The sequence below is a fragment of the Promicromonospora sp. NPDC060204 genome (genome assembly GCF_042728455.1).
Lineage (GTDB): Bacteria > Actinomycetota > Actinomycetes > Actinomycetales > Cellulomonadaceae > Promicromonospora.
In genome coordinates, this window is the sequence record NZ_JBHWZO010000067.1 from 1 (window position 1) to 26,375 (window position 26,375).

22 protein-coding genes are annotated in these 26,375 nt (G+C 72.2%); 8 read left to right on the top strand and 14 right to left on the bottom strand.

Features of this window, described 5'->3' with window-relative positions; genetic code table 11:
• The first annotated feature begins 50 nt into the window (after positions 1-50).
• Entirely contained in the window at positions 51-1,277 is a 1,227-nt protein-coding gene (locus tag ACFWEJ_RS11005; protein WP_377229244.1) for an MFS transporter, read from the top strand.
• Positions 1,278-1,357: 80 nt separating this feature from the next.
• Positions 1,358-2,434, top strand: a complete 1,077-nt coding sequence (locus ACFWEJ_RS11010; protein ID WP_377229245.1) for a hypothetical protein — start codon at positions 1,358-1,360, stop codon at positions 2,432-2,434.
• Positions 2,435-2,456: 22 nt separating this feature from the next.
• Here the strand turns inward: ACFWEJ_RS11010 and ACFWEJ_RS11015 are convergent, their stop codons facing one another.
• From ACFWEJ_RS11015 to ACFWEJ_RS11035, 5 genes are all read right to left on the bottom strand, one after another.
• Entirely contained in the window at positions 2,457-2,879 is a 423-nt protein-coding gene (locus ACFWEJ_RS11015) for a MerR family transcriptional regulator (RefSeq protein ID WP_377229246.1), read from the bottom strand.
• Positions 2,880-3,191: 312 nt separating this feature from the next.
• Positions 3,192-3,749 carry an AAA family ATPase gene (locus ACFWEJ_RS11020; RefSeq protein ID WP_377229247.1) on the bottom strand — a complete coding sequence of 186 codons (558 nt, stop codon included), beginning with the start codon at positions 3,747-3,749 and terminating at the stop codon, positions 3,192-3,194.
• Positions 3,750-3,760: 11 nt separating this feature from the next.
• Positions 3,761-4,426: a LysE family translocator gene (locus tag ACFWEJ_RS11025; protein ID WP_377229248.1), complete on the bottom strand. Its 666-nt coding sequence runs from the start codon at positions 4,424-4,426 to the stop codon at positions 3,761-3,763.
• A 54-nt stretch (positions 4,427-4,480) separates the two neighbouring features.
• A complete protein-coding gene (locus ACFWEJ_RS11030) occupies positions 4,481-6,025 on the bottom strand; it encodes a peptide MFS transporter (protein ID WP_377229249.1) in 1,545 nt (514 codons plus the stop codon).
• Between the two features lie 67 nt (positions 6,026-6,092).
• Complete coding sequence (locus ACFWEJ_RS11035; RefSeq protein WP_377229250.1) at positions 6,093-6,812, bottom strand: cytochrome b; 720 nt, start codon at positions 6,810-6,812, stop codon at positions 6,093-6,095.
• A gap of 106 nt (positions 6,813-6,918) precedes the next feature.
• Here ACFWEJ_RS11035 and ACFWEJ_RS11040 point away from each other — a divergent pair, with 106 nt between their 5' ends.
• Together ACFWEJ_RS11040 and ACFWEJ_RS11045 are read left to right on the top strand one after the other, a co-directional pair.
• The gene (locus ACFWEJ_RS11040; RefSeq protein ID WP_377229251.1) at positions 6,919-7,557 is read left to right on the top strand and encodes a TetR/AcrR family transcriptional regulator; all 639 of its coding nucleotides are present in this window, start codon (positions 6,919-6,921) and stop codon (positions 7,555-7,557) included.
• Between the two features lie 70 nt (positions 7,558-7,627).
• Positions 7,628-8,839, top strand: coding sequence for a glycosyltransferase (locus ACFWEJ_RS11045; protein WP_377229252.1), 1,212 nt, complete (start codon positions 7,628-7,630; stop codon positions 8,837-8,839).
• Positions 8,840-8,958: 119 nt separating this feature from the next.
• Here the strand turns inward: ACFWEJ_RS11045 and ACFWEJ_RS11050 are convergent, their stop codons facing one another.
• Complete coding sequence (locus ACFWEJ_RS11050) at positions 8,959-10,059, bottom strand: LacI family DNA-binding transcriptional regulator (RefSeq protein ID WP_377229253.1); 1,101 nt, start codon at positions 10,057-10,059, stop codon at positions 8,959-8,961.
• Between the two features lie 384 nt (positions 10,060-10,443).
• Between ACFWEJ_RS11050 and ACFWEJ_RS11055 the strand changes: the two genes are divergently transcribed.
• The 3 genes from ACFWEJ_RS11055 (at position 10,444) to ACFWEJ_RS11065 (ending at position 14,159) form a co-directional block, all read left to right on the top strand.
• Positions 10,444-11,460, top strand: a complete 1,017-nt coding sequence (locus tag ACFWEJ_RS11055) for an ABC transporter permease (protein WP_377229254.1) — start codon at positions 10,444-10,446, stop codon at positions 11,458-11,460.
• Positions 11,457-12,437 (top strand): carbohydrate ABC transporter permease, encoded by a 981-nt coding sequence (locus ACFWEJ_RS11060; RefSeq protein WP_377229255.1) that lies wholly within the window; start codon positions 11,457-11,459, stop codon positions 12,435-12,437. Before ACFWEJ_RS11055 ends, ACFWEJ_RS11060 begins: the two co-directional genes overlap by 4 nt.
• 90 nt (positions 12,438-12,527) lie before the next feature.
• Positions 12,528-14,159, top strand: a complete 1,632-nt coding sequence (locus ACFWEJ_RS11065) for a hypothetical protein (protein WP_377229256.1) — start codon at positions 12,528-12,530, stop codon at positions 14,157-14,159.
• Positions 14,160-14,345: 186 nt separating this feature from the next.
• Here the strand turns inward: ACFWEJ_RS11065 and ACFWEJ_RS11070 are convergent, their stop codons facing one another.
• Complete coding sequence (locus tag ACFWEJ_RS11070; RefSeq protein ID WP_377229257.1) at positions 14,346-15,851, bottom strand: family 43 glycosylhydrolase; 1,506 nt, start codon at positions 15,849-15,851, stop codon at positions 14,346-14,348.
• A gap of 175 nt (positions 15,852-16,026) precedes the next feature.
• Positions 16,027-16,437: a winged helix-turn-helix transcriptional regulator gene (locus ACFWEJ_RS11075; protein ID WP_377229258.1), complete on the bottom strand. Its 411-nt coding sequence runs from the start codon at positions 16,435-16,437 to the stop codon at positions 16,027-16,029.
• 108 nt (positions 16,438-16,545) lie between these two features.
• Between ACFWEJ_RS11075 and ACFWEJ_RS11080 the strand changes: the two genes are divergently transcribed.
• Complete coding sequence (locus ACFWEJ_RS11080; RefSeq protein WP_377229259.1) at positions 16,546-17,367, top strand: SDR family NAD(P)-dependent oxidoreductase; 822 nt, start codon at positions 16,546-16,548, stop codon at positions 17,365-17,367.
• A gap of 239 nt (positions 17,368-17,606) precedes the next feature.
• Here ACFWEJ_RS11080 and ACFWEJ_RS11085 read toward each other — a convergent pair whose 3' ends face one another.
• The 6 genes from ACFWEJ_RS11085 to ACFWEJ_RS11110 all read right to left on the bottom strand — a co-directional run bounded on the left by ACFWEJ_RS11085 (position 17,607) and on the right by ACFWEJ_RS11110 (position 26,222).
• Complete coding sequence (locus tag ACFWEJ_RS11085) at positions 17,607-19,448, bottom strand: DUF222 domain-containing protein (RefSeq protein ID WP_377229260.1); 1,842 nt, start codon at positions 19,446-19,448, stop codon at positions 17,607-17,609.
• Between the two features lie 160 nt (positions 19,449-19,608).
• Complete coding sequence (locus ACFWEJ_RS11090) at positions 19,609-19,977, bottom strand: DUF2200 domain-containing protein (RefSeq protein WP_377229261.1); 369 nt, start codon at positions 19,975-19,977, stop codon at positions 19,609-19,611.
• Between the two features lie 39 nt (positions 19,978-20,016).
• Positions 20,017-20,694, bottom strand: coding sequence for a BMP family ABC transporter substrate-binding protein (locus ACFWEJ_RS11095; RefSeq protein ID WP_377229262.1), 678 nt, complete (start codon positions 20,692-20,694; stop codon positions 20,017-20,019).
• Positions 20,691-22,169, bottom strand: coding sequence for a WxL protein peptidoglycan domain-containing protein (locus tag ACFWEJ_RS11100; protein WP_377229263.1), 1,479 nt, complete (start codon positions 22,167-22,169; stop codon positions 20,691-20,693). Before ACFWEJ_RS11100 ends, ACFWEJ_RS11095 begins: the two co-directional genes overlap by 4 nt.
• A 141-nt stretch (positions 22,170-22,310) precedes the next feature.
• Positions 22,311-24,761, bottom strand: coding sequence for a fibronectin type III domain-containing protein (locus ACFWEJ_RS11105; RefSeq protein ID WP_377229264.1), 2,451 nt, complete (start codon positions 24,759-24,761; stop codon positions 22,311-22,313).
• Positions 24,762-24,932: 171 nt separating this feature from the next.
• On the bottom strand, positions 24,933-26,222 hold the full coding sequence (locus tag ACFWEJ_RS11110; RefSeq protein WP_377229265.1) for a HupE/UreJ family protein: 1,290 nt from the start codon (positions 26,220-26,222) through the stop codon (positions 24,933-24,935).
• Between the last annotated feature and the right edge of the window lie 153 nt (positions 26,223-26,375).

Genomic DNA, 26,375 nt, shown 5'->3' on the forward strand with positions numbered 1-26,375 from the left:
CACTGCGGACCAGGTCGTTGCCGAGGCTAACTATCTGACACGATGGCGGTGTGACGAGCGACGGCGGTAGCGGCGGTTCAGGGGACGATCGGGACTTCCGCTTTCGCGACATCGCCGTCGTCGCCTACCTGCCGTCCGTCGTCAGCTCGATCGGCCACGGCGCCGTCATGCCGGTGCTCGCGATCCACGCCGGCGACCTCGGTGCGGGCACCGCGCTGGCGGCGTTCGTCGTGGCACTGCTGGGCATCGGGCAGCTCGCCAACTCGCTGCCCTCGGGCGCGCTCGTGGCGCGGCTCGGCGAGCGCCGCACCCTGGTGATCGCCGGGCTGGTCGACGCGGTGGCGATGCTCGTCGCGTTCTTCGTGCCCTCGGTCTGGCTGCTGTGCGTGTGCGTCTTCGTCAGCGGCATGAGCTGGACGGCGTTCCTGCTGGCCCGGCAGGGATTCCTCATCGACGCCGTGCCGGTGAGCCACCGGGCGCGTGGCATGGCCCTGCTCGGCGGGTCGATGCGCCTCGGCATCCTGGTCGGCCCGCTGCTCGGCGCGCTGCTGATCCACCTGTTCGGCGTGCGCTCCGTGTTCCTGCTCGCGGCGTGCGCGTCGGTAGCGTCCGCGCTGATCGTCACGCGGATGCCGGACTTCGGCCGCGTGCGCCGGGGCGCCGTCCCGCTGCCGGTGCACTCGGTGCTCTGGGAGCACCGCCGCACCCTGCTCACGCTCGGCGTGGCGGTCATCATCATCGGCGCGTCGCGGTCGGTGCGCACCGGCCTGCTGCCGCTGTGGGCCGACCACGTGCACATCTCCGCCGCCGTCGTCTCCCTGCTGTTCGCGGTCGCGGCGACGATCGACATCGCGCTCACCCTCCCGGGCGGCTGGCTGCTCGACACCAAGGGCCGGCGGGTGGTGGCGGTGCCCGTCGTGGTCGCCGTCGGCGTCGGCTGCCTGCTGCTCCCCCTGGCCGACTCGGCGCTCACCGTCGGTCTGGTGATGGCGCTCATCGCGCTCGGCAACGGGCTCGGCTCGGGGATCGTCATGACCCTCGGCGCCGACGTCGCGCCCGAGGAGGGCCGGTCGCAGTTCCTCGGCGGCTGGCGGCTGTGCGGCGACATCGGCAACACCGGCGGGCCGCTGCTCGTCTCGGCCGTGGCCGCGATCGCGCCGCTGGCCGCGGCACCGGTCCTCATCGGGGTGCTGGCGCTGCTCGGCGCCATCTGGGTGGGGCACTGGACAGGCAGGGCCGACCGGGACCGCCGCGCCGGGGGCGGCGCGCCGGCGTAGTCGGGAGCGGCACGCCGGCATGTTCGGGGGCGTCGGGGGCCTGTCGGGCGGAACGACGGCGGCCGTGCCACGGTGAGACCGTGACAGCGCGGCCCGAACCCCCTGATCTCGACGCGACGGATCTCGACGCGATCGATCTCGACGCGACCGATCTCGACGCGACCGATCTCGACGCGACGGTCGACGCCCTGTACACGCAGCCGCTCGACGGTTTCGTGGCCGCCCGCGACGCCGCGGCCCGCAAGGTGGCGGACGGCGGCGACCGGCTCGGCGCGGAGCGGATCAAACGGCTGCCCAAGCCGTCGGTCGCGGCCTGGGTGATCAACCACGTGGTGCGGGAGCGCCCGGACGACGTCGCGGCGCTCACCGCCGTCGGCGACGAGCTCCGCGCGGCCACGCAGGACCGCGACCGCGCCCGCATCAAGGCGCTGGACCACCTGCGCCGGGAACGCACCGAGGCACTGGTCGGCGTCGTGCGGGACGCCGGCGAGGTGGACGGGCGGCCGGTGTCGGCCGCCGTCCTCGACCGGCTCACCGAGACGCTGACGGCCGCCGTCATGGACGCGGACGCCGGCGCGGCCGTCCGTGCCGGACGCCTCTCCCGCGGCCTGCAGCACGCCGGGTTCGGGATCGTCGACGAGCTCGGCGAGGAGGCGGACCTCGTGACGCTGCGCCCGGACGCGACGGAGGCTGAGACAGCAAAGTCGGGCGCGACGGCGGCTGACGCGGCGGCGGCGGACACGGCCGAGAAGACGGCGGGCGCGACGGCGGGCGCGACGGAGGGTGCGACGGAGGGTGCGACGGCGGCGTCGGCGGAGGAATCGACGGAGCCGGACAGCGACGCCGCCGAACGGGCCGTCGAGGAGACCTCCGCGCAGGTGGACCGTCTGGAGGCCCGCCGCGACGACGCGAGCGACCGCCTGCACGCCGCGGACGCCGCCGTCGAGCACGCGGAGGGCGAGACCACGCGCCTGGACGAGGAGGTCGCGCGGCTGACCGCCGAGCGCGACGCGGCGCACCGCGCCCTCGACGAGGCCCGGGCGGAGGCGGACGGGGCGCACGCCGACCTGACCGCCGTCGAGGACGAGCTCGACGACGCCGAGGAGCGCGCGGCACAGGCCCGCCGCCGCCGTCGCCGCGCGGCACGCGGACGGTGAACCCGACCGCGCGGTCGGCGCGTCAGCCGCCCCGAAGGCGCTCCGTGGGCAGCAGGTCAGGCGTGGCCCCGTGCTCCCTGAGCACGGCGATCACGGCCCGTCGGCTGGTGAGCCGCCTGATCTCGGCGGCCGCCTCCCGGTCGAGCCGGTCCAGCAGGTCCGCGGCGACGTCGGGGGCGTCGAGCACTTCCGGCAGGTCGGCCAGCGGCACGCCCAGCTCGGTCAGACGCGTGATCCGGAGCAGCCGAGCCAGGTGGCGCACGTCGTACTCGTACTCGTACTCGTACTCGTGCTCGGACTCCTGATCTCGATCCCGATCCTGAACTTGATCGTGAACCTGGCCGTCAGCCGTGCGGCACGGCGCCTCGAGCAGCCCGATCCGGTGATAGTGCCGCAGGGCACGGATCGTCACGCCGGCGAGGGCCGCCAGCTCGCTGGTGCGCAACGATCTCCTCCTTCGGTCGACCGGCAACGCGTGGGACAGACCGTACGCGTGGGACAGACCGTACTGGCATGGCCGGAGGGCAAGTCTGCCCCTCCGCAGGGGCCCGCTGCGGAGGGGGTCGCTCGGTAGCTCCCGTCCCAGACACGGGAACTACCAATTGCAACGTATCAGGTGGAATTTAACCTTCACCCCGACGAATGCGTGGAAAGTCGGCAATGAGATAGGTCAATTCATCCACCGCGAATACACCAGCCGCGACCCGTGATTTCCCATGACGAACACGGCGGAGCAGGCCCGGCTCAGACCACCTCGTCAGGAGCCACCAAGCGCCGCCAACAGCTTGCCGACGGTCTCCTCCGCCGACGACTCCTGCCCCACGACGAACTCCTCCTCCACGCCCAGCCGGTCGTCGAGGGTGAACCAGTCCGCCATCTGCTCAGGCGTGAAGTCGGCGGCCTGCGGCCGGGTCGTGTGCCGGCGGATCGTCTCGTCGAACGGCACGTCCAGGTACGCGCACGCCGTCGTCCCGGCGTGGTCGGCGACCAGGGCGGTGAGCATGGGCCCGTAGTGGTCGTAGGCCAGGATGCCCTCCAGCACCACCGAGTAGCCGGCGTCGAGCGAGTGGCGCACCACGGTGTCGATCAGCCCGATGTTGACCCCGCCGGGCACGTCCTTCTCCCACAGCAGGATGCGGCGCAGGTAGTCCTGCTGCACGAGCGCCGTCCCCCGGCCCATCCGCCGGCGCAGCTCCGCGGCCACGGTCGACTTGCCCGCCCCGGACGGTCCGCGCACGACGGCGAGGCGGGTCCCGGCGCTCCCGCTCACGCTCTGCCCGCTCACGCTCTGCCCGCTCACGCTCTGCCCGCTCACGCTCTGCCCGCTCAAACTTTGCTGCCGGCGAGCGCGAGCGTCCCGCCGAGGCCGATCATCATGCCGCCGCCGGTGGCGCGGATCGCCGACAGCCGGCGCGGCGACGACGCGAACCACGTGCGCGCGGCGCCCGCCAGGAGCGCCCAGAGGCTGTCGAAGACCAGCGCGACCAGCGTGAAGACCAGGCCGAGCACCATCATCTGCAACGGCACCTGCCCGGCACGCACGTCGACGAACTGGGGCAGCGCGGCCACGAAGAACACGATCGTCTTGGGGTTGGTCACGCCCACGACGAAGCCCTGGCGCAGGATCGCCCAGCGCGACGGCGTCCGGCGGCCCGGTGCGCCGTGCCCCTCGCCGTCCTCCTCGCCGTCCGGCTCCACGCCGTCGCGCCGGTGCCGGATCGCCTGCACGCCCAGGTAGACCAGGTAGCCGGCGCCAAGCAGCTTGAGCACCGTGAACGCCACGATCGACTCGGCCACGACCGTGCCGACGCCCAGCGCGACCGCCGCGACCAGGGGCAGGGCGCCGAGCTCGTTCCCGAGCACGCTGAGCAGGCCGCCGGGGCGGCCCAGGGAGAGCGAGCGTCCGACGACGAACAGGACGCTCGGCCCGGGAATCACGATGAGGATCACCGACGCCACGACGAACGCGGCGAGGGTCTCGATGGTCGGCATGCGGTCACTCTACGACCGGGGGTGCGGGGCCTGGCCAGCCGTTTCCGATGCTGCTCACTCCCCGCTCGTGTGCACCCCTTCGAGCTGGTCGGCCCGGCGCACGTGCCGCGTGACCCACGGCCCGAGCAGCGCGAGGACGGCCGCGAAGCCCAGGGCGACCAGGCCGATGCCGCCGAAGTACGCGGTGTCGGACGCGCCCTCCGTCGCCTGGACGAGCTGCGCCGTGATGGCCTGCCCCGCGGCAGGCGCGAGGAACCACAGCGCCATGGCCTGCCCCTGGTAGGCGCGCGGCGCGAGCAGCGTCGTCGCGGCCAGGCCCACGGGCGAGAGGCACAGCTCGCCGAGCGTCTGGATCACGTACACGACCACGAGCACCCAGCCGGGCGTGAGGTTGTCGCCCGCGATGGCGGACGCCCCCGCCAGCACCAGGAACGAGAGCGCCGCGAGCGCCAGTCCGATCGCGAACTTGTACGGCGTCGGCGGGCGGTCCTTGGTGCGGACCCAGAGCCAGGCGAACACCGGGGCCAGGATGATGATCGAGGCCGGGTTGATCGACTGGAAGAACTCCGGGCTGACGGTGAACCCGAGGATCTCGCGCGAGGTCCGGTCGGCGGCGAAGGTCGCGAGCGTCGTCGCGGCCTGCTCGAAGATCATGAAGAAGAGCATGGCCGCCACGAACAGCGGGATGTAGGCGACCAGGCGCGGGCGTTCGGCGTCGGTCACGCGCGGCGAGCGGTACATCATGATGAAGAACGCGATCGGGGCGAGGAACGCGATGTAGCTCAGGGCGTCGATGAGGGCGTGCACGCCCCAGCCGCCGGCCACGAGCACGGCGATGAGGTACACCAGCACGACGGCGCCGAAGATGATCGCGAACATCCGCACCAGCGCCGGCCGCTCCCCCGGCAGCACGGGGTTGGGGACGACGTCGCCCGCGCCGTGCAGGTTCTTGCGGCCCAGCACGAAGAACACGAGCGCGATCCCCATGCCGATCGCGGCCACGGAGAACGCGGCGTGATAGCCCCAGACGGCGCGCACGGCGCCGACGATGATCGGCGAGAAGAACGAGCCGATGTTGATGCCCATGTAGAAGATCGAGAACGCCGACTCGCGGCGCGGGTCCTGCCGGTCGTACAGGGAGCCGACCATCGAGGACACGTTGGGCTTGAGCAGGCCGGTGCCGAGGGCGACGAGCACGATGCCCAGGTAGGAGAACCCGGCGGCGGGGACCGAGAGGCACACGTGGCCGGCGGCGATGATGATGCCGCCGTAGAGCGTGGAGCGCCGGGCGCCGATGACCCGGTCTGCGAGCCAGCCGCCGACCACGGACAGCAGGTAGACGCCGGTGCCGTAGATCGAGACGACGGCCTCGCCGAGCGTCTGGTCGAGGCCCAGGCCGCCGTTGGCGATCGTGTCGGTCAGGTAGTAGACCAGGATCGCGCGCATGCCGTAGTAGCTGAACCGCTCCCACAGCTCGGTCGTGAACAGCGTCATCAGGCCGAGGGGATGCCCGAAGAACCGGCGGTCGCCCGCCACGGCGGCGGGAGGGGTCGGGTCCGGTCCGGTTCCTGACGGCGGTGTCGCCGAGCCTGTGCTCATCCCCCGATCGTCGGTGCCCCGGGGGCGGGACGCACGTCGGGCGAGAAATCGACCCGGCCGGGAAAGCTCACCGCCCGGCGACCGGCCGCCCCCAGAGCATCCGGCCCACCACCCGCCGTCGGACCACCACACCGACGTGCGCCGCCAACGCGGCGTAGAAGCACAGGTGCGCGGCGATGTGCAGCGGCAGGAGGTCGGAGCTGCCCAGCACCAGCGCGATCCCGGTCGCCGGGACCACGAAGAGCATCGCGAGCAGGATGCGCTCGGCGTGGTGGAGCACCTTCCGGTCGGTCCTGGTCAGCCGCGGGTCCCAGGCCGGCAGCGGCGTGGTGCTGCGCCACACCACCCGCAGCACGCCGATCGCGACGATCGCCAGCCCGAGCAGGACATGCAGCGCGGGCAGCGCGAGCCCGCCCGCGCCGTCGAGCAGGCCGCCAGCCCCGCCGGCCGTGCCGCTCCCCGCCCCGCCGCCCGCCCCGCCGCCCGTCCAGTCGCCCGTCCACAGGTCCGACCACGCGGAGCCGACGGCGTCGTCGGCGTCCTGCTCGCGCAGGTCCTGGGCCTGCTCGCAGGCCTCTTCCAACCGGTCGAACCGGTCCTCCTCGGCATCGGTGGTGTCGCCGCCGCTGCGGTCCTCCCCCACCGGGTCGCAGTCGACGTCGGGCACGTCACCGTGGTCGTCCATCGCGTACCCGACCGCGAGCTGGCCGGCCAGGAGCGCGACCGTCCCCCAGTGCAGGACCTTCGTGACGATGCCGTAGCCCTGCTCGCCGTTGCGCCACCTCATGCGGGCTACCTCAGCGCAGGCGGGCGATCCTGTCCAGCCCTGTCTCGTCCAGCCCTGTCTTATCCAGCCCAGCCGGCACGGGCGGCCGCTCCTTAGGCTGGGCCGCATGACATCTCGCCCCTACCGGTCCGCCGTCCGTGATCAGGCGGCGGCCGCGACGCGCGCCGCGATCCTGGACGCGGCCGAGGCGCTCTTCGCGCAGGACGGCTACGCGCGGGTGACGATCGGCCGCATCGCGCAGGAGGCCGGGGTGTCGCCGAACACCGTGTACGTCGCGTTCGGCACCAAGCTCGGCCTGGTGCGCGGCCTGACGGAGCGAGCGTCGGGCGAGGACAGCATCCAGGAGACGCTGGCCGCGATCGCCGCCTCGGACGACGCCCACGAGATCGTCGACCTCACGGTGGGCAGCACCGGCGACGTCGTCCACCGGCACAGCCGGCTGATGACCGTGCTGATCGCCAACGCGTCGGCGGACCCCGAGATCGGCGCGACGTTCGAGGGCACGGAGCGGCTGCTGCGCGAACGGTTCGGCCTCATCACGGCCCGGCTGGAGACGCTGGGCGCGCTGCGGGAGGGACTGAGCGCCGAACGCGCGACCGACGTCCTGGCCTACTACCTCAGCCCGGAGTCGTGGCTGCGGCTGGGCACCATCGGCTGGGACCCGGAGACGCGCCGCACGTGGTTGCGGGAGCAGCTCGTGTTCGCGCTGCTCGGGGCCCGATCGGGTGCCTGGTCTGGTGCCTGATCTGGGGCCTGACCAGGGCCTGGTCCAGGGTCCGTGACGGGCTCCGATAATCCGCAGTAGTCCTACACTAATGAATGTGCGCATACTCTTCTCAAGCACCCCCGCCCACGGGCACCTGCTGCCCCTGCTCCCGCTCGCCCGCGCGTTCCGCGACCGCGGCGACCAGGTCGCCGTCCTGACCGCGGCGGCGTTCGCGCCGCTGCTCGACGCCGAGGGCATCGAGCTGCTCCCCGCCGGGCCGACGGCGGACGTCCTGTTCGCGGAGTCGGGGCGCCGGACCGGCGTCGACGCCGCGGCGGACCCCCGGCCGGAGGCCGTGGCCGACTTCTTCGCGGGCACCCGCGTGGACCTGACCGCGGACGACGCCGTCGCCGCCGCCCGGGGGTTCGCCCCCGACCTGATCGTGGCCGAGGCCCTGGACTTCGTGGGCCCCCTCGTGGCCGCCGCGCTGGACGTGCCGTTCGCCACGATGGCGTTCGGCCCGGCGATCCCCGCCGAGTTCACCGACGGCATGACCGCCCTCGTCGCGAGCCGCTACGCCGACCGCGGCCTGACCCCTGTCCCGGCCCGATGGCAGATCGACCCGTGCCCCGACCTGCTCCAGCCGCCCGGCTGGCAGGCGCCCGCAAACCGGCTCCCCGTGCGACCGGAGCCGCACCAGGGGCCGGGCACGAGCGCGGACGCGGGCACGGGCACAGGCACGGAGGCGCGCGACGCCGTCGCCGCGTCCGGCGAACGCCCCCGGGTGCTCGTCACGTTCGGCACGCACTTCTCGGACCCGGCGACCCTGACCCCGATCCTCGCCGAGCTGCGCACCGTCGGCGTGGACCTCGTCGTCACGCTGGGCCTCACCGCGAGCGCCGCGGACTACGACGTCGCTGGTTCCGCCGACGCTGGTTCCGCCGACGCGGGCGCCGCCAACGCGAGTGACGGCATCACGTTCGCTGCCTTCACCCCGCTCGCGGAGCTGCTGCACGACGTCGACCTCGTGGTCACCCACGGTGGCGCCGGCACGACGCTCGGCGTGCTGGCACGCGGGCTGCCGCTGGTCGTGGTGCCGCAGGGCGCCGACCAGTTCCTCCAGGCCGCCGTCGTCAGCGCGACCGGCACGGGTATCGCCGTCCAGCCGGTCCCGGACGTCCCGGAGACCGTGGCCAAGGCGGTCGTCACCCTCCGCACCGACCCGTCCTACGCGGAGTCGGCCCGGACGGTGGCCGCCCAGATCGCAACAATGCCCACCCCGACCGACGTAGCCGCCCACCTCTCCGCCGCCCTGTCCTGACCCGCCCCACCCTCCTTCGTTGAGTGCTGGCTATTTGCGCCCTTCTGCCCGTCAGAGCCGCAAATAGCCAGCACTCAACGAAGGCGGGAGCGGGGCGCGGGGCGCGGGCCGGGCGGACGTCAGGACGGCGCCGGGCCCGTCGAGCCGCGCCAGATGATCGTGTTCAGCGGGCCGTCCGACGCCGCCTCGGCCTCGCGCGCCGCCGCCGTCTCCGGCTGGAGCGTCGCGACCAGCCGCGCCATGGCCGCCCGGCCGAGCTTGCGATGGTCGACGTTGACGGTGGTCATCGTCGGTTCGAGGTACGCCCCGAGCTGGTTGTTGTCCCAGCCGGTCACGCTGAGGTCGCCCGGGATGGTCCACCCGCGTTCCCGGGCGCCCAGGACCACGCCGGCCGCGCCGACGTCGCTCGCCGCGATCACGGCGGTCGGGTGGCCCTTCTCGGGCAGGGACAGGACGGCGGCGCGAGCACCCTCGGCCGACCAGTCGCTCTCGATGACCTGGGCCGGGCCCAGCCCGAGCCGTTCGACGGTGGCGACGAAGACGTCGCGGCGGCCGCGCGCGGAGGCGTAGTCGAGCGCGCCGGTCACGTGCAGGAACCGGCGGTGGCCCAGCTCCGCGAGGCGCACGACGAGGTCCTCGACGGGCGAGCCGTCGGCCAGCTCGCCGACGCCGCGGAACTTGTCGTCGTAGTCGGCGGACACGACGATCGCGGCCCGCTCGGGGAACCGCCCGCCGGAACCGGGCGGCAGCGGCGCGAGGGCGAGGACGCCCTCGACCTGACCGGAGTCGGCGAGCTCCCGCACCCGCTCGAAGCGGTCGGCGGGCGTGCCCTCGACGCTGAACGCCTCGACGGTGTAGCCGTGCTCGTGGGCCACCTCCATCACGCCGCTGAGGATCTGCGGCGGGCCGTACGTGGCCACCGCCGGGAGCAGCACGGCCACCCGGCCGCTGCGCCGGGTGCGCATGGACCGGGCGGTCAGGTTGGGGCGGTAGTCCAGCTCCTCGACGGCCTGGCGCACGCGGGCCACGGTCTCGGGCCGCATCTTGGCGTCGTTGCGCAGGTAGCGCGAGACGGTCTGGTGGGAGACCCCGGCGGCCTTCGCGACCTCCCAGATCGTCGCGCGCCGCTTGTCGGTCACGCTGCTGCCGGTCGCACTGTCGGCCACGTTGCCGGTCGCGCTGTCGGTCACGCTGCTGCCGGTCGAGCTCTCGTTCGCCATGCCCCGTCCTCGCTGCTCATCACCGCTGGTCAGCACCCGCGTCCGTGTGGCACGCGGGCATTCTGGCACGCCCCCGCGGATCACTCCGCCGATCACTCCACAGATCACTCCGCAGATCACCGTCGCAGACCTCGTCGCGGGAGAGGCCCTTGCGAAGTGATCGATCACCTCCTAGCCTAACCCGCAAGCGGTGATCGATCACTCTGCAATGGTGCAGCCCCGTGGCAATGGAGCAGGCCGTCGCACCGAGATCACCCGTGGAACAACGATGTACCAAGCAGCGACGAATCAGCGACGAACCAGTTCACCATCAGTCCGTTCACCGAGGAGCGACACCATGCCTGACAACGCGCCGCACGTCCGTGACGTGCCGGGAACCGCGGGATGACCGCGGTCGACGAGGCCCGCGCGGGACGCGCCTCCTCCGGCCGCCGCGCGGCACGAGGAGGTGACGCAGGACGGGGCGATGGATCACAGCAGATCCGCAGGCCCTTGCCGTGGTGGCGACGGCTGGCCCGCGACCGGGCGGTGCTGCTGCTGGCACTGCCCGGCATGGCGGTCATCGTCGTCTTCCAGTACCTGGCCCTGGGCGGGAACGTCATCGCCTTCCAGGACTACCAGCCGTACCTCGGCATCGGGCGCAGCCTCTGGGTCGGGTTCGAGAACTTCCAGATCCTGTTCTCCGGCGACCCCGAGTTCCTGGCGGCGCTGCGCAACACCCTGGTCATCACGCTGCTGCAGACGGTCTTCGTCTTCCCCGCGCCGATCGTCCTGGCCCTGCTGCTGCACAGCCTCGTGTCCAACCGCGTGCGCCAGTGGGTGCAGTCGATCCTGTACCTGCCGCACTTCCTGTCCTGGGTGATCGTCGTCGCGGTGTTCCAGCAGATCCTCGGCGGGGCCGGGCTGATCAACAACTTCCTGCGGTCGCACGGGTGGGAGCCGCTGGACATCATCGGCAATTCCGACGCCTTCTACGCGCTCATCACGTCGCAGGTGATCTGGAAGGACACCGGGTGGGCCACCATCCTGTTCCTCGCGGTGCTGGCCGGCATCGACAAGTCGCTGTACGAGGCCTCGGCCGTGGACGGCGCGTCGCGCTGGCGCCAGACCTGGCACATCACGCTGCCGGGCATGCGGCCGATCATCATCATGCTGCTCATCCTCAAGCTCGGCGACTCCCTGAGCGTCGGGTTCGAGCAGCTCATCCTCCAGCAGCAGGCGGTCGGGCTCGGCGTGTCCGACGTGCTGGACACCTACGTCTACAACCAGGGCGTCCTGGGCGGGTTCTGGGGCGTCGCAGCCGCCGTCGGCCTCGTGAAGGGAGCGATCGGGCTGGTCCTGGTCCTCGTCGCCAACAAGACCGCCCACGCCTTCGGCGAGGAAGGGGTGTACCGAGCATGAGCGCGACCACCACCGCAGGACCCGCCCGGACCACGCCAGGCCCGAACATGAACGACAGCCGGCCGCGCGGCCGCACGCGCACGGGCACACGGGCGGTGATCGACGGCGTGGCGATGCCCGGCCCCGTGGAACGCACGGTCAAGGGCATCGTCCTGACGATCGCCTGCGCCCTGGTGATCCTGCCGTTCGTCGGCATCATCTCGACCAGCCTGGCCACGCCGGAGCAGGTCACCGAGGCGGGCGGCTTCGTGCTCCTGCCCACCGGGATCGACCTGAGCGCCTACCAGATGATCTTCGCCGGCGGCGTCGTCACGCAGGCGCTGTGGATCAGCGTCGTCGTCACGGGCATCGGCACCACGCTGAGCCTCGCGCTGACGACGACGCTCGGCTGGGCCCTGAGCCGCAAGGGCGCGTTCGGCGTCCGGGCGATGCTGCTCGTGGTGCTGATCAGCTTGCTCTTCAACCCCGGGATCATCCCGAGCTACCTCGTGGTCCAGCAGCTCGGCCTGCTGGACACGCTGTGGGCGCTGATCATCCCGACGTCGGTCTCGGCCTTCAACGTGGTGGTCGTGCGCGCCTTCTTCGTGCAGCTCCCGAACGAGGTGATCGACGCCGCGCGGATCGACGGCGCCACCGAGTGGCAGCTCTTCTGGCGCATCGGCCTGCCGCTGTCCAAGCCGGTGCTCGCCGTCGTCGGCCTGTTCTACGGCGTCGGCTACTGGAACGCGTTCTTCAACGCGCTGCTCTACATGTCGGACGCGAGCAAGTGGCCCCTGCAGCTCGTGCTGCGCACCTACGTGGTGGACGGCGCCCAGCTCGGCTCCCAGGACCTGGGCATCGACGCCGCCGCCCTGCCGCCCCAGACGTCGCTGCAGATGGCGATCCTCGTGGTCTCCATCGTGCCGGTGCTGCTGGTCTACCCCTTCCTGCAGCGCCACTTCGCCAAGGGGATGCTCACGGGCGCCGTGAAGGGCTGACCCGGCCTGCGCCGTCCGGCATCCCGATCCTGCTGTGCTCCCGCTTTTCTTTCTTTCCCCCCGCTCTACCCCGCTCGATGAGGAGTAGTCATGAACCGTTTGCTCACGGAGACGAACATCAGCCGCCGCAGCCTGCTGATGGGAGGCATGGGCCTCGGCGCGTTCGCCGTGCTCGGCCTCGCCGGCTGCAGCAACGAGGGCCGCGGCGGCGGTGCCCTGACCGGCAGCGCCACCGTCGCCCTGCCCACGTACGTCCCGTACGCCGGCGTGCCCATGGACATCAAGGGCACCGACGGCGTGCCCGACACCATGCTGAAGTATCCGGCCAGTCCCCAGCAGGTGGCGGAGGGGACGATCGGTGACGGCAAGGACGTCGGCATCTTCGGCCTGACGAACACGCCGGTGCCGCCGTCGGTCGACGACAACGCCTACTGGCAGGAGCTGCACGAGCGGCTCGGGTTCGCCCTGACGATCGCGCTCACGCCCGCCGGCGACTACTCCGACCGGTTCCAGACGACGGTGGCCGGCGACCGGCTGCCGGACATCTTCGAGATGTTCCCCGGCGAGGTCCCCGGCCTGCCGAGCCTGCTGGAGGAGCGGGCGACCGACCTGACCGAGTTCCTCTCGGGCGACGCGGTGAAGAAGTACCCGTTCCTCGCGAACATCCCGACGGAGAGCTGGCAGTCCTGCGTCTACAACGGCAAGATCTTCGCCGTCCCGGTCCCCCGCGGGCCGGCGCAGAGCACCGTGTTCTACGCGCGCCAGGACTGGTTCGAGGGCGAGGGCATCGACCCGCAGACGACGTCGGCCGAGGAGTTCTACGACCTGTGCAAGGAGCTCTCGGGCGGCAACACCTGGGCGCTCGGGCGCGTGCCGCTGGGATACCTGCGCCAGATGTACGAGATCCCGAACGGCTGGTCCGAGGACGGCGGCAAGCTCACCAGCGCGAACCTGCACGAGCGCCAGCAGGAGGCCCTGGAGCTCGGCCGGCGCCTCGTCGCGGACGGGTTCGTGCACCCGGACGGCGTCCCGGCCACCCAGCCGCAGCGCAAGACCTGGCTGGTCAACGGCACCATCCGCATGCTCGACGACACGTTCAGCGCGTGGCCCGACTTCTCGAACTACCCGATCGACGAGAACTTCCGGCTCGCCGTCGCGGCGCCCCCGCTCGCCGAGGGCGGCGGCACGGCAGGCATCCACCTGGGCGCGCCCGTCCAGAACATCACGTCGATCAGCAAGAAGTCCGAGGGCCGCGTCGAGGCGCTGCTCAGCCTGATCAACTACCTCGCCGCCCCGTTCGGCTCCGAGGAGCACCTCTTCCGAACCTATGGCGTCGAGGGCGTGCACCACGAGCTCGACGGCACGGACCCGGTGCTCACCGACAAGGGCCGCACCGAGATCCAGCTCGGCCTCAAGTACGTGGTCGAGGGGCCCTGGGTCAACTTCCAGGCCGGCGATCCCGACGTCGCGCAGGCGGAGCACGACGCCCAGGCCGCCGTCGTCCCCACCGCGGTGCGCAACCCGGTGCAGGGCCTGTTCAGCGACACGGCCAGCCGCAAGGGCGGCCAGCTCGGCGAGAAGCTGGGATCCGTGGAGGGCGACATCCTGGCCGGGCGCAAGCCCGTCACCGCCTGGGCCGACGCCGCCGCGGCGTGGGCCAAGGGCGGCGGCGACACGATCCGCGACGAGTACCAGACGGCGCTGGCAGACCGCCAGGGCTGACCGCGCCCACGCCAACCCCACCCACGCCAACCCGGACCCCGACCCCGACCCCGCCCGGACGACCAAACCGTTGAGTGCTGGGTATTTGCGTGATCTGAATGCCTGACTCCGCAAATACCCAGCACTCAACAGTTTGTGGCTGGGCGGGGTTTGTGGCTGGGCGGGGTTTGTGGCTGGGTGGGCGGTTCAGTCCTGTGCGGACCGACCCGGGCGGCGGGCCGCGTACAGGCGGTTGCTTTCCGGTCCCGTCCACTCCAGCCGGACGACGCCGGCCGCGGCCGCGTCGGCGACCCGCGACGGGTCGGCCCAGTAGCCGGCGGCCGGGTTGCGGAAGAACGTGGCCCAGGGCTGTCCGTGGTGGTCGAGGAAGAAGTTGTTGTGCCCCGCGCCCACACCGGCGGTCCAGCGCTCCGAGTACGGTCCCTCGAACCGGTCGGCGACGGCGACGACGGCGTCGTACTGGTACTGCACCCGGCCGGGCGCAGCCGTGTCGTAGGCGTTCCGCGTGGTCCCGTCGCTGTTCGTCGAGGTGCGGTCCCACGCGGCGTGCACCAGGAAGTACTTACCCCCGTGCTTGAACACGTACGCGCCCTCCAGGTACGGCTCGGGCGTGTACGGCGTCTGCTGGAACAGCGGCAGGTTCGTCGTCGGGACGATGTCCTCCATGTCGTCCCGGAACGGCGCGTACAGGTGGTTGTGCAGCACCAGCCAGGCGTCGTCGTCCTCGGTGTAGATGCTGCCGTCGATGTGGTGATACGCCCCGGGCGCGATGAACGACGGCCCACCGATGAACGGGTCGCCGAACGGCTTGTCGACGTTGCCCTCGGCCAGGCGGTACGGGCCCTCGGGGCCGCCCTCGCTGATCAGCAGGAACGAGCCGACCTTCGTGGAGTGGTCGCCCATGCAGGCCACGATGTACCAGGTGCCGCGGAAGTAGTGCACCTCCGGAGCCCAGACGTTGCCGCGCTTGCCGAACTGGCCGTGGTCGTCCCAGTACTCCTGCCACGGGGCAACGACGGTGCGGCCGGGCCGGTTCTCGCCGACGAACTCGGGCGACCAGACCTTGCCCTTCTCGGCGCCCGGCGCGGCGCCCTGCGGGGCGCCCTGCGGGGCGCCCTGCGCGGCGCCTTGCTCAGCGCCCTGGCCGGAGTCGGGCCGGATCGCCGTCGTGTCGGCCAGCCGCCACGGCCCGCGCAGCGACGGGGCCAGCCACAGGAAGATGCCGTCGTTCCAGGGACCGGCAGCCGGGAGTCCCGGGACCCGCGTGGTCCCCGTGGCGACGTAGACGGGTTTGCCGTCGACGACGAAGCAGTTCACGTAGGTGTCGCGGATCCAGACCCGGCCGAGCTCCCGGTCCCGCGGGCGCAGCTCCAGCGGCAGCACGAAGGAGTTGTCGTCGCGCGGCCAGAGGTCCGGCCGGGTGTCCGCGAGGCCGTAGGGCTCCGGGTCGGGCCAGCTCGCGGGATGGCGGCCTGCGGGGTGGCCCGACGACGACGCCGCGCCGGGTGCCGCCCCTCCGGTCGTCCCGCCGCCCGGCGTACCGTCGGGCGCCCGGCCCGGTGCTGCCACGCCCGCCGCCGAGGCGGTCGCGGCGGGCAGGGCCAGGCCCGCCACCAGGGAGCCGGCGACCCCGGCGGCACCCGCCAGGAGCGACCGCCGGTCGACGGGAAATCCGTTCGCTGGACCTGTCATGGGCACGCCCTCCGTTCCAGGCGCGACGCCGCCGTCGCGCATCCGACGCGACGCTAATCGGCGAAATTCCGCCGCTCAAGACGTGACAGAAAGGTCAGGGAGGGGTCGATGAAGGGTCCGGGAAGCGACGCGCGGCGCCGGGCGCGCCCGAGCGGGCGCCACGCGAACGAGCAGGCTATGCCGCCCGGTCCCGCACGACCCAGTCCGCGAGGGCCGACAGCGGGACCAACAGCTCGCGGCCCCGTTCGGTGAGCTCGTACTCGACCCCGGGCGGAACGGTGGGGAAGACGGTCCGGGCGACCAGCCCGTCGTCCTCGAGAGCCCGGAGGGTGCGGGTCAGCATCCGCTGGCTGATCCCGTCGACGCGCCGGTGTAGCTCGTTGAACCGGTGCGCGCGTTCGGCGAGCAGCATCAGCACGAGCAGCGTCCATTTGTCGCCCAGCATCCGCACCGTGTGTGTGACGGGGCACGCCTCGTAGTCCGCCGTCGGGACCCGCCCCGGCAGCCGGCCGCGGACGGCGGCCGCCACCATGTGGGCGTTTGGGTGAGCGTCGGGGTGGGGCACACCGGTGTTCCCATCTGACATGAAAGTGCCTTCTTCCGAGACGTCCGTGGTGCCGTGAGGATCGATGACGTCACCGTACCCAACGGTCACGTCGGGGCAGCCCGGCGGCAAGACGACGAGGAGACAAGAATGAGCACTCCCCCCACCCTGCTGGTCCTGGGCGCCGGACCCGGCCTCGGCATGTCGGTGGCCCGGCGGTTCGGCAAGGAGGGGTACCAGGTCGGTCTGGTCTCCCGCAGCGCCGACCGGCACCCCGGTTACCTGGACGACCTCCGCTCGGCGGGGGTCCGCGCGGTCGCCGTCGCCGAGGACGTGCGCCGGCCCGGCGGCCTGCGACGCGCGCTCGACGAGGTCGAGGCCGAGCTCGGACCCGTCGACGTCGTCTATCACGGGCCGGGCGCCGACAACCCGGCGGCCGCCCCGATCGGCATCCTCGAGACGTGCGCCGACGACGTCCGCGCCGCCGCCGCCCAGGTCGTGGACCCCGCCGTCGAGCTCGCCGGGCTGGTGCTGCCGGGCATGCGCGAGCGCGGCAGCGGGGCGATCGTCTACGTGTCGGGGCTCAGCGCCGTCGTCCCGCTGCCGTTCCTCGGGCCGTTCGCGCCGGCCTCGGCCGCCTTGCGCACCTACGCCCTGACCCTCGCCGAGGCTGTTGGACCCGACGGCGTCCACGTGGGCTCGCTCGTGGTGGGCGGGCTCATCGAACGCGGCGACATCCACCGAATGCTGACCGCGGGCCAGGCGCGCACGAATGTCGGAGGAGCGGATGTGCCGACGGCTTCGCCCGAACCGGCAACCGAACTGCCGTCCGATGCTGCCCCCGACGCTGCTCCCGGCTCGGCTCCCATGCCGGTACTCGACCCCGACGACCTCGCCGACGCGGTCTGGCGCATCGCCACAGGAGCCGAACGCGAGGTTATCTTCAACGCGCTCGCCCCGGCCGCGGTCTGACCGGTCGCCCCGGCTCGTCCCGACCTCGCACGGCTCTCGAACGAGCGCTGCTCGGAGCTGGTGGACGGCCAACACGGAATCGGAGAGTCGCGCGCACGGCCGCGCGGCAGACCGTGTGCCCCGCGGTCCGGCCGAGCACGGCCATGATGTGGGTCGGCCGAGTACAGCCGAGACGCGGGTCGGCCAGCACGGCCGTGCTCGGTCGGCCAGCCCGGCCAAGATGTGGGCGAGTCCATTCGTCATGCTGCCGTGGCTGGTGGCATGACGGACGGGTCGTCGGGGTCGGCAGCCTCGCCGGGTGCGGGTGCTGGGTCGATGGGTTCGGGCAGGCGGATGCGGTGACCACGCGGATCGGTGAAGACCCACCCGGTCTCGACCAGCACACCCGAGGTGTTGATGGTCGTGGGCTTGCCGGCCCAGGACATGGCGATCCCCCGCGTATCAACGAGCTGGTGGTGGAACCAGCACAGCAACGCACTGTTGGCCACCGACGTGGCACCACCCTGGGCCCAGTGCGTCACCGCATGATGTACCTCGCACCGCGACGGCGGCTGGTCACACCCCGGGAACACACAATGCCCATCGCGTGCGATCACCGCACGCCGCATCTGGCCCGTGACCGTGCGCTGCGCGCGCCCCACATCCAACACCGCACCATCCGCACCGAACACCACCCGGGTGACCGCACTGTCACACGCCAACCGACGCAACAACCCCACCGGCACCCGGCCACCCGACTCCGTGAACACCGCACCACCCGAACCCAACAACCCCGACCCCGACACACCCGGACCTGGCACACCAGCACCCGCACCCGCACCCGCACTCGCAGCATCAGGACTCGCACTGGTGGGGGCACCGCCTGGCGCACCGGGCGATGACGGAGCGCCAGGATCCTCGACCGACCCGCTGACCCCAGCCGCACCACCAGCAGCCCCAGCAGCCCCAGCAGCCCCAGCCACGATCACAGGACCAGCACCTGTGCTCGGCGCGCCCGCCCGGCCCGGGACCGTCTGCCCGCAGGTCAGGCACAGGCCCTCACGGGTGCGGGTGACCTGGGTGAGCAGCTCCGACAAGGACACCGTGACATTCAGGTGCGGAGGGATCGACGCACCCGGCGAGGCCTGGTTCGTGTCCAGCACGAGGTGGGCGATGTCGGCCAGGCCCTGGGCACGGCGCTGACCCGGCGCCCGGTCATCGCCCACCGCCGGTGCGCCGACCACCGCGTTCAACGCGGTGGTCAGCAGCAGGCCGTGCTCGTCGGTCAAGAACCCCGCCACGTGGAACCCGCCCAGCGTCTTGGACACGTCCAGGAACTCGCCCTCGGCGGCCTTGTCGTCGTCCACGTCATCGGTGTCGGGGTCGGTGATCGTGGCGAACCGGCGCGCGACGACCCGGAACTGGTCCGCGTTGAGCACCGCGGCCTCGCGCAGGACCAGGCCCTCGCCCGTGACCAGGGTTCCCGCGGTGATCGCTTCTTCGAGCACCTTCGTGATCTGCTCACGAACGCGGGAACCGTCCGGGTCGTCGGCCGGGTCCGGCAGATCCACCGCGACCGTGTCCACGAACGCCTCCGGCGTCGTGGTCTGCCCCGTGCGGGTCTCGATCAACCACGCCAACGCGTCCTGGCGCGTCTGGCTCGTGGGCGCGACCTCCGTCATCACCCGGGCGTGATCCACACCCACACGTCCGGCCACCAGACCCTCCCGCGTGGCCGGCAAGGCCTGCGCCAACCGCCGGGCGGTGGTCACGTCCTTACGGGCCGTGCCCGCCGAGACGCCCTCACGCAACCGCAACCACGCAGGGAACGTGCGCGACATGCCACCACTGCGCCAGGAACCGTCGTCCTCGATCCGCGGCAACACCGACCACCGCACCCCGTCCAGACGCCCGGTCACCCTGCGGATCCGGGTATGCGCCTGCATCAACCGGGCCACCGTCGGCGCACCCCAACCCTCCAACACACCCGGGGCGACCAGGGCGGCCAGCTCACCGACCGCCGTCTCGATCCGGGCCAGCACACCCTCCAACGAACCCGCCGGGGACACACCACCGGACACCATGCTCTCCACCGAGTCCATCCGTGCCACCCCCTCGCCCGCCCGTCGTGTTCATCTGACACCATTGTCTCGAACATTCATACGCATCGCGAGGCACACTTCAAATCTGTGGATAACCCTTCGCATGCTGGACGAGCGGCTTCGGTCCGTGCTTCAGCCCGATCAGCGAACGCCGCACGCGTCAGATCGCGGCCGACTCGCTCCCCCGCAGGATCGACGTCATCTTCTTGCCGCGCGCCAGCTCGTCGACCAGCTTGTCCATGTACCGGATCTGCTGCATGAGCGGGTCCTCGATGTCCTCGACGCGGTACCCGCAGATGACGCCCTTGATCAGCGACACGTTCGGGTTCATCGCCGGGGCCTCCGCGAAGAAAGTCTCCAGGTCCACCCCGCTGTCGATCACCTGCCGCAGGCCGGCGTCGTCGTAGCCCGTGAGCCAGGTGAGCACCTGGTCCAGCTCGGCCGTGGTGTGGCCCTTGCGCTCCACCTTCTGCACGTAGAGCGGGTAGATGCTGGCGAAGCTCATCTCGAAGATCCGGTGTCGTGCCATCTCACGACTGTATCCGGGCCCACCGACACCCCGGAGGAGCTAGCCGAGCTCGATGACGATGCCAGTCAGGTCGTGCAGCACGCTCGCCGCCCCGGCGGCGACGGCCTCGCGGGCACGCTCCGCCGTGACGGCGGCCGGGTGGGCGTCGTCGTTCCCCAGCCCGGTTCCGCGGAACTCCGCGCCCGGCCAGACGACGGCGGTCACGTTGTGGGTCGGCTCCGGCAGCTGCGCGCCGACCACCAGGAAGTCGGTCTCCAGGTATTGGGCCGTGATCAGGGCGAACACGTCCACGACACCGTCACCGACGCCGACCACGAGGTCCGGCGTGGCGGCCACGGCCTCGTCGATGCGCCGTTCGACGTCGTCGTCGCTCCGCGCCTCCAGCACCGTCAGGTCCGCCCCGTGCTCCGCGGCGTAGCGCTCGACGGCGTCCGTGAGGGTCGCCGTCGCGGCGTCGTCGCCGCGGGTGACGACGACGATCGTGTACCCGGCGGGGAGGGCGACGTCGTCCCACGTGCCCGGCGTGGGGCGGACCGTCGCCTCCGGGGCCGGCTCGTGGCTCGATCCGACGAACCGCGCCGCGAACCCGGTCAGTGGCGCGGGGCTGGCGACGTCGTCCGGTGTCGGGCCGGGCGCGATCGCGCCGCACGCGGCGAGGGTGAGCGCGACGGTGGCCGCCGCCAGACTCGGGGCGAGGCGCGCTGCCGGCCGCCTCACGGTGCGACCGCCCCGGACGCCGGCGCCTCGGACCTTGGTGCCTCAGACCCTGGTGCCTCAGGCCTCGGAACCTCAGGCCTCGGCGACTCGGACTCCTCGGCGGCTGCCGCGACAGGACTCGCGGGACCCTCGGACTCGCCTGTGGCTGTCGTTTCGGGACCCTTCGGATCCTCGTCCGCGACCGCTGCGTCCTTGGTCGCCACGCCGTCCGCCGCCGCGCCGTCCGCCGCCGCGCCGTCCGCCGCCGCGCCCTCCGCCGCCGCGCCCTCCGCCGCCGCGCGCTCCGCGAGCGCCTGCGCAACGGCGGCCTGCACGCGGGCGTCCTCGCGCTGCCCGCGGGTTCGGCGGCGGCGCACGATCACGACGACGGCTCCGGCCAGCAGCACCACGACAAGGAGGGGCAGCCACGGCACGGCCCAGCCGGACGCGTGGGCCTCGACGGGTGCGACGCCCGGAGTCGCGCCCGCGACATCCGGAAGCTGGGCGACGAGCACGATGTCGGCGCCGAGCCAGAACAGCGGGGCCACGCCGTCGACCGGCACGGACACAGGCCAGGACTCTCCGGGCAGCAGCTCGGGCACGTCGGCGGCGGCGCCCTGCGCGCCGAGCCAGCCGAACGGGCCGGCGACGCCGACGTCCTGGTTCGCGGCCAGCCGGACGTTGCCGTCGTTGCGGACGGTGTAGGTAACGGTCGCGTCGCCCGGCCCGAAGGGGTTGAGGGTCTGGTGGTACTCGACGTGCGCGTCGGTGACCGTCAGGCTCGGCGCGAGGTCCCCGGCGACCCGCAGGTACACGCGGATCCCGGACCGGGTCTCGTAGTCCAGCCCCGCCTCCTCCGCCGTGACGGTGCGCGAGGTCAGGATCGCGCCCGCATAGTCGCCGGGCGTCGCGTCGTCGGGCACCCGGAGCGTGAAGGGGACGTCGGCGCTCTCGCCGGGCGCGAGGCGCACCTGGTCGACGGCGGGGTCGAGCCAGGACCCGACGTTCAAGGAGCCGGTTTCGTTCGAGCCGGTGTCGTCGGACCCGGTGTCGTCGGAGCCGGCCTCGTCCCCGCTGTCAGCGGCGTCGCCCCGGGTCAGGACGTCGAGCTGTCCCGCCGTCGTCGTGTAGCCGTCGGCGGCGTAGATGTCGAGCTTCAGCGGGGTCTCGCCGTGGTTGGTGACGACGAGCTCGTCGGACACCTTCGTACCCGGGTCCACCGTGTAGCGGAAGTTCTCCCGCTCGGTCCCCTGGTCGTTGGTGGCGGTGCGCACACCCCAGGTGACGTCGTCGGTGGGCACGGTCGCGCTGACCGGCGCGGCCGCCGGCACAGCGACAGCCGGCACAGCAGCAGCCGGGGGCGCGGCGAGCGCCGTCCCGAGCGTGACGGCCAGGGCCGCGAGCCCTACGGGCAGGGCCCCGAACAGGGCCGCGACCGCGGCGGAGGAGCGAGCGGCGACACGGCGCGTGGTCGCGCGGGCGGCGGGCACGGGCATGGAGCTTCCTTCGATGGTGCGGGACAGACAGGTTTCGGGAAGGAGATCGACCGGATCGACCGGATCGACAGGGGTCACCGGACGGGCGACGCTCCTCGTGAGAGCGCCGCCCGCCCGACGCGGGGTCAGCCCCCGCTTCGGTCAGCTCAACGCGGTGAGCGTGAGCGTGGCCCGGTAGGTCCCGTCGGTGACGTCGACGGGGATCTTGAGGTCGAGGTCGGCGCCGAAGAGCGCCGAACCCGTGGTGTGCCCGGCCGCGGCGCGGCCGAGGGTCGCCGACTCGGACAGGCCGGGGCCGCCGCTGAACCCGGTCGCGACCTGCGCGCCGGCGAGAGACCCGCCGCCCGCCTCGATCACGTCGGGGGTCCAGCCGAGGTACTTGCCGGAGAACGACTGGTCACCGGAGGTGAAGTCGCCCACCTGGGCGGAGAGCGACCACTGCGGGCCGCCGCGGCGCGTGTCGGTCACCCGGATCGGGTTGATCGAACCCTCGGCGGCGTAGTGGTCGCCGGCGGCCTCGGCGGTGCCGAGGTCGACCAGCGTGTTGGCGCCGTCGATGCTCCAGACGAACTCGCCCGGGGCGCCCTGCGGCACCACGACCTGGAGCTTCTGGGTGTTCGGGTCGACCGGCTTGGCGATGGTGACCTGGTCCACGACCGAGTTCACCGGACGGTCGGCGTCCTTGGCCTCGGAGCGGATGGTGCGCACCGAGATGGCGTCGTCGGACACCTCCACGGCCGTGTAGTTGCGCACGTTCTCCTGGTTGAAGGCCGACAGCCACCACGAGCCGGCCGCGTTCGCCGAGTAGTACTTCGAGCCGGACGCCGAGTTGGCCGTCACGTACAGCACGCCGCCGGGACCCGGGGTGAGCACGTCGGCGCCCGCCTCCTCGGCGGGGTCGGCCTTCTCACCGTTGCGGATCAGGTACGAGCGGGCGTAGCTGTGGTCGTGGCCCTGGAGCACCAGGTCGATGCCGAGCTCGGAGAAGAGCGTGGGCCACGTGTTGCGGCGGTCGATCACGTCGCTGTCGGTGGCGTGCGGGCCCACCGAGTAGATCGAGTGGTGGAACGACACGACCTTCCACTTCGCCTCGTCGCCGTGCTCCGCGACGACGTCGCGCACGAACCGCTCGTGCGAGGCGTAGTCCCGGCTGTTGGAGTTGAGGTTGAGGAAGAGCACGTCGTTGTAGACGAACCAGTAGTCGCCGCCCGAGCTCGTGCCGGACCCGGGGCCGGCGCTCTCGTCGAGGTTCGGCGTGTTGAAGTGCTGGCGGTACGCCTTGTTGCCGACGTCGTGGTTGCCGTTGTTCGCCACGAACGGGATCTGGCGCAGGTGGTCGGTGGACAGGAAAGCCTCGTACTGGGCCTCGCTGCTCGCCGACTCCACCTGGTCACCGGCCGAGAAGAGCATCTCGGCGTCCGGGTAGGCGGCCGTGGCGACGTCGAGCGTGTCGACCCAGCCCTCGGTGTCGCGCGGAACGTTGCCGGAGGAGCCGAGCTGCGGGTCGCCGAAGAACAGGAAGTCGAAGTCGCCGTCGAACGCCTGCGTGCGGAACGTCGAGACGGCCGACCAGGAGCCCTCGGTACCAGCCTGGCCCGCAGTACCGACCCGGTAGGAGTACGCGGTGTTCTCCTGGAGCCCCGTGAACGTCGCGTGGCGGTAGAACTCCCCGCTCGACGACGGCCCGCCCGTGGCGGCGACGCTGATCGCGTCGGCGGGGAAGACGCCGTCCACGACCTCGCCCGCGGGCGCGATCTGGGCGACCTGCTCGGTGTCCAGGTCCGAGTACCAGGCGAGGTTGCGCTCGGCCTGGGTCGCGCCGATGCCGAGCACGAGGTCGGTCACCGTGGTGGTCGGCTCCTCCACGGGCACCTCGACGGGGACCAGCGACTTGAGGTCGAGGTACACGTCGGAGCTGCTCGCCCGGTCGTTGTACAGACCGATCGACAGCGTGTTCACGCCGGCCTGGAGCACGTCGGACGGGACGCTGAACTGCTGGTTCACCGGGTTGCCGGCGCTGGCGCCGGCGTAGGTGAGGTTCTTCTGCGCGTCGGGGACGGCCTCGACACGCTCATCGACGAAGCCGGCCACCTTGGTGCCGTTGACGAAGATCTGCACCGCGTCGTCGAACGTCACGTCGCCGCGCAGCGACGCGATCCGGTCGAGCTGGTCCGCCGTGACGTCGAACGTGGTGCGCAGGTGGTACGTGGGGATCGCGACCTTGGTCGCCGCGGCCGGGTCCACGTAGTGGTCGAGCACCGTGGTCACGGGGAAGCCGGAGCCGAGGTCCGGCGTCGCCGAGCCGTTCTTCGCGCCGAACGGCCCGGTGGCGCGCTGCCAGCCCGCGTCGTCGAACCCGGCGTAGGTCCAGGTGAGCCGGTCGCTGCTGCCCGCGGCCGGGTCGGTGTTGTCGTCCGAGTACGCCCAGGTGGTCGTGCCGCCCAGGAACGTCGAGGGCAGGTCGGCTGCGCCGGCCGACGTCGCGGCGTAGGTCAGACCGCCGGCGACGACGGAGACGAGCCCCACCGCCGCGACGGCTGAACGACCCCAGCCGCGCACGGACGCGGCCGGGCGATGGTCATTCGCTTGCATGAGTCCTCCAGTGAAGGGAGCGCCGAGCGGCGCCGAGCCGACACTTGCCCCGGGAGACGAATCGGTGCCGACGCCGGGATGAGCGACAGATGAACATGCGGCGCTGCGGCGGGTGATCTTTGGTCCGACGGCGCGTCAGTGCAGGTCAGCCGAGCAGGTCAGCCCAGCAGGTCAGCCCAGCCCGAGCAGCCGCTGGCCGAACCAGAACAGCCCGACGAGCGTCACCCCGGCCGCGACCACGACGCCCGTCCACAGCGCGGTGCGCGGCGCCCGGCGGCGCAGCAGGGTCAGCAGCGGGAAGACGACGGCGATGATCCCGAGCTGCACCGCCTCGATGCCCACGTTGAACACCAGGAGCGACCACAGCAGCGTCCACGAGAACGGCTCGTCGATGCCGAGCGCGCCCGCGAACCCGAGGCCGTGGACCAGGCCGAAGGCGAAGACGACGGCGAGCCGGAACCAGTCGGCCCGATCCAGCCCAGCCCGGTCCAGCCCGAGCCGTCCCAGCCCGAGCCGCCCGGCCCGCGCCGGCTCCAGGACGCCGTCCTTCCCCAGGATGCCCCCGTACGACGGCACTCCCCTCCCCCGCCACATCCCCCACACGTGCCACGCCGCCACCACCGCGATCGACAGGGCGATGACCGGCTCGACGACGGCCGCCGGCGCGCTGACCACGCCCAGCGCGGCCAGCAGGAACGTCACCGAGTGCGCCAGCGTGAACGACGTCGCGGCGAGCACGACGTCACGCAGCCGGCGCGAGCCGACGATGAGCGCGAGCAGGAACAGCAGGTGGTCCGGGCCGAGCAGCAGGTGCTCCGCACCCAGCACGAAGAAGTGGCCCATGCGCTCGTACCAGTGCTCGACCGTCGAGAAGGACGGAGTGTGCTGCGTGAGTGCCGCGCTGCCCGCGGCTCCGTCGAGCTCGTAGTCGAGGATGGTCGTGGTGCCGGTGACGTAGCCCTCGTCGTCGGCGAAGAGGGTGCTGCGCACCGCGTAGTCGACGGGCTCGCCCGGCTCGCCCGGCTCCACCGCGCCGCAGTCGTGGTCGAGCACCAGCACCGCGTACGGCACACCCTCGCGGTCGGTGATCTCGAAGTCGCCGACCTGCGCGGGCGCGCACGCCGCGCCGTCGGCCGTGACCTCGAAGCGGTCGGTGAGGTAGCCGAGCACGGTGTCGGCGTGGGCGGCGAGCGCCGTCGGCTCCTCGCCGGTCTCCCAGAGGGCCATCCCCTCGTCGAAGAAGGCGCGGTCGTCCTGGTACTCGGCGGCGGAGACGACGAGCAGGTCGTACTCCAGGGCGAGCTCGGTGCGCACGACGCCCGGTTCGGGGGTCGAGGCGTCGGCGTAGACGGTGGAGGTGAAGCCGTGCGCGCCCGCCGGGGCAGCGAGGGCGGGCAGGACGAGGAGTGATACGAGAGCGGTGAGCGCGGGCACGGCCGCGACGGTCAGAGAGCGACGCACGCGGGGCACCATCCACCACCGGGATGAACGGCCCGCGAACGGTTGCCGAACACCACCAGCGAGCCGGGACCGGCACCGGGCCATCCGCCGCACCGTAGAGGTGGAAAACGTGGCCGCCCAGCTGCGAGCAGACCAGTTCGGCATCCTCTGGCG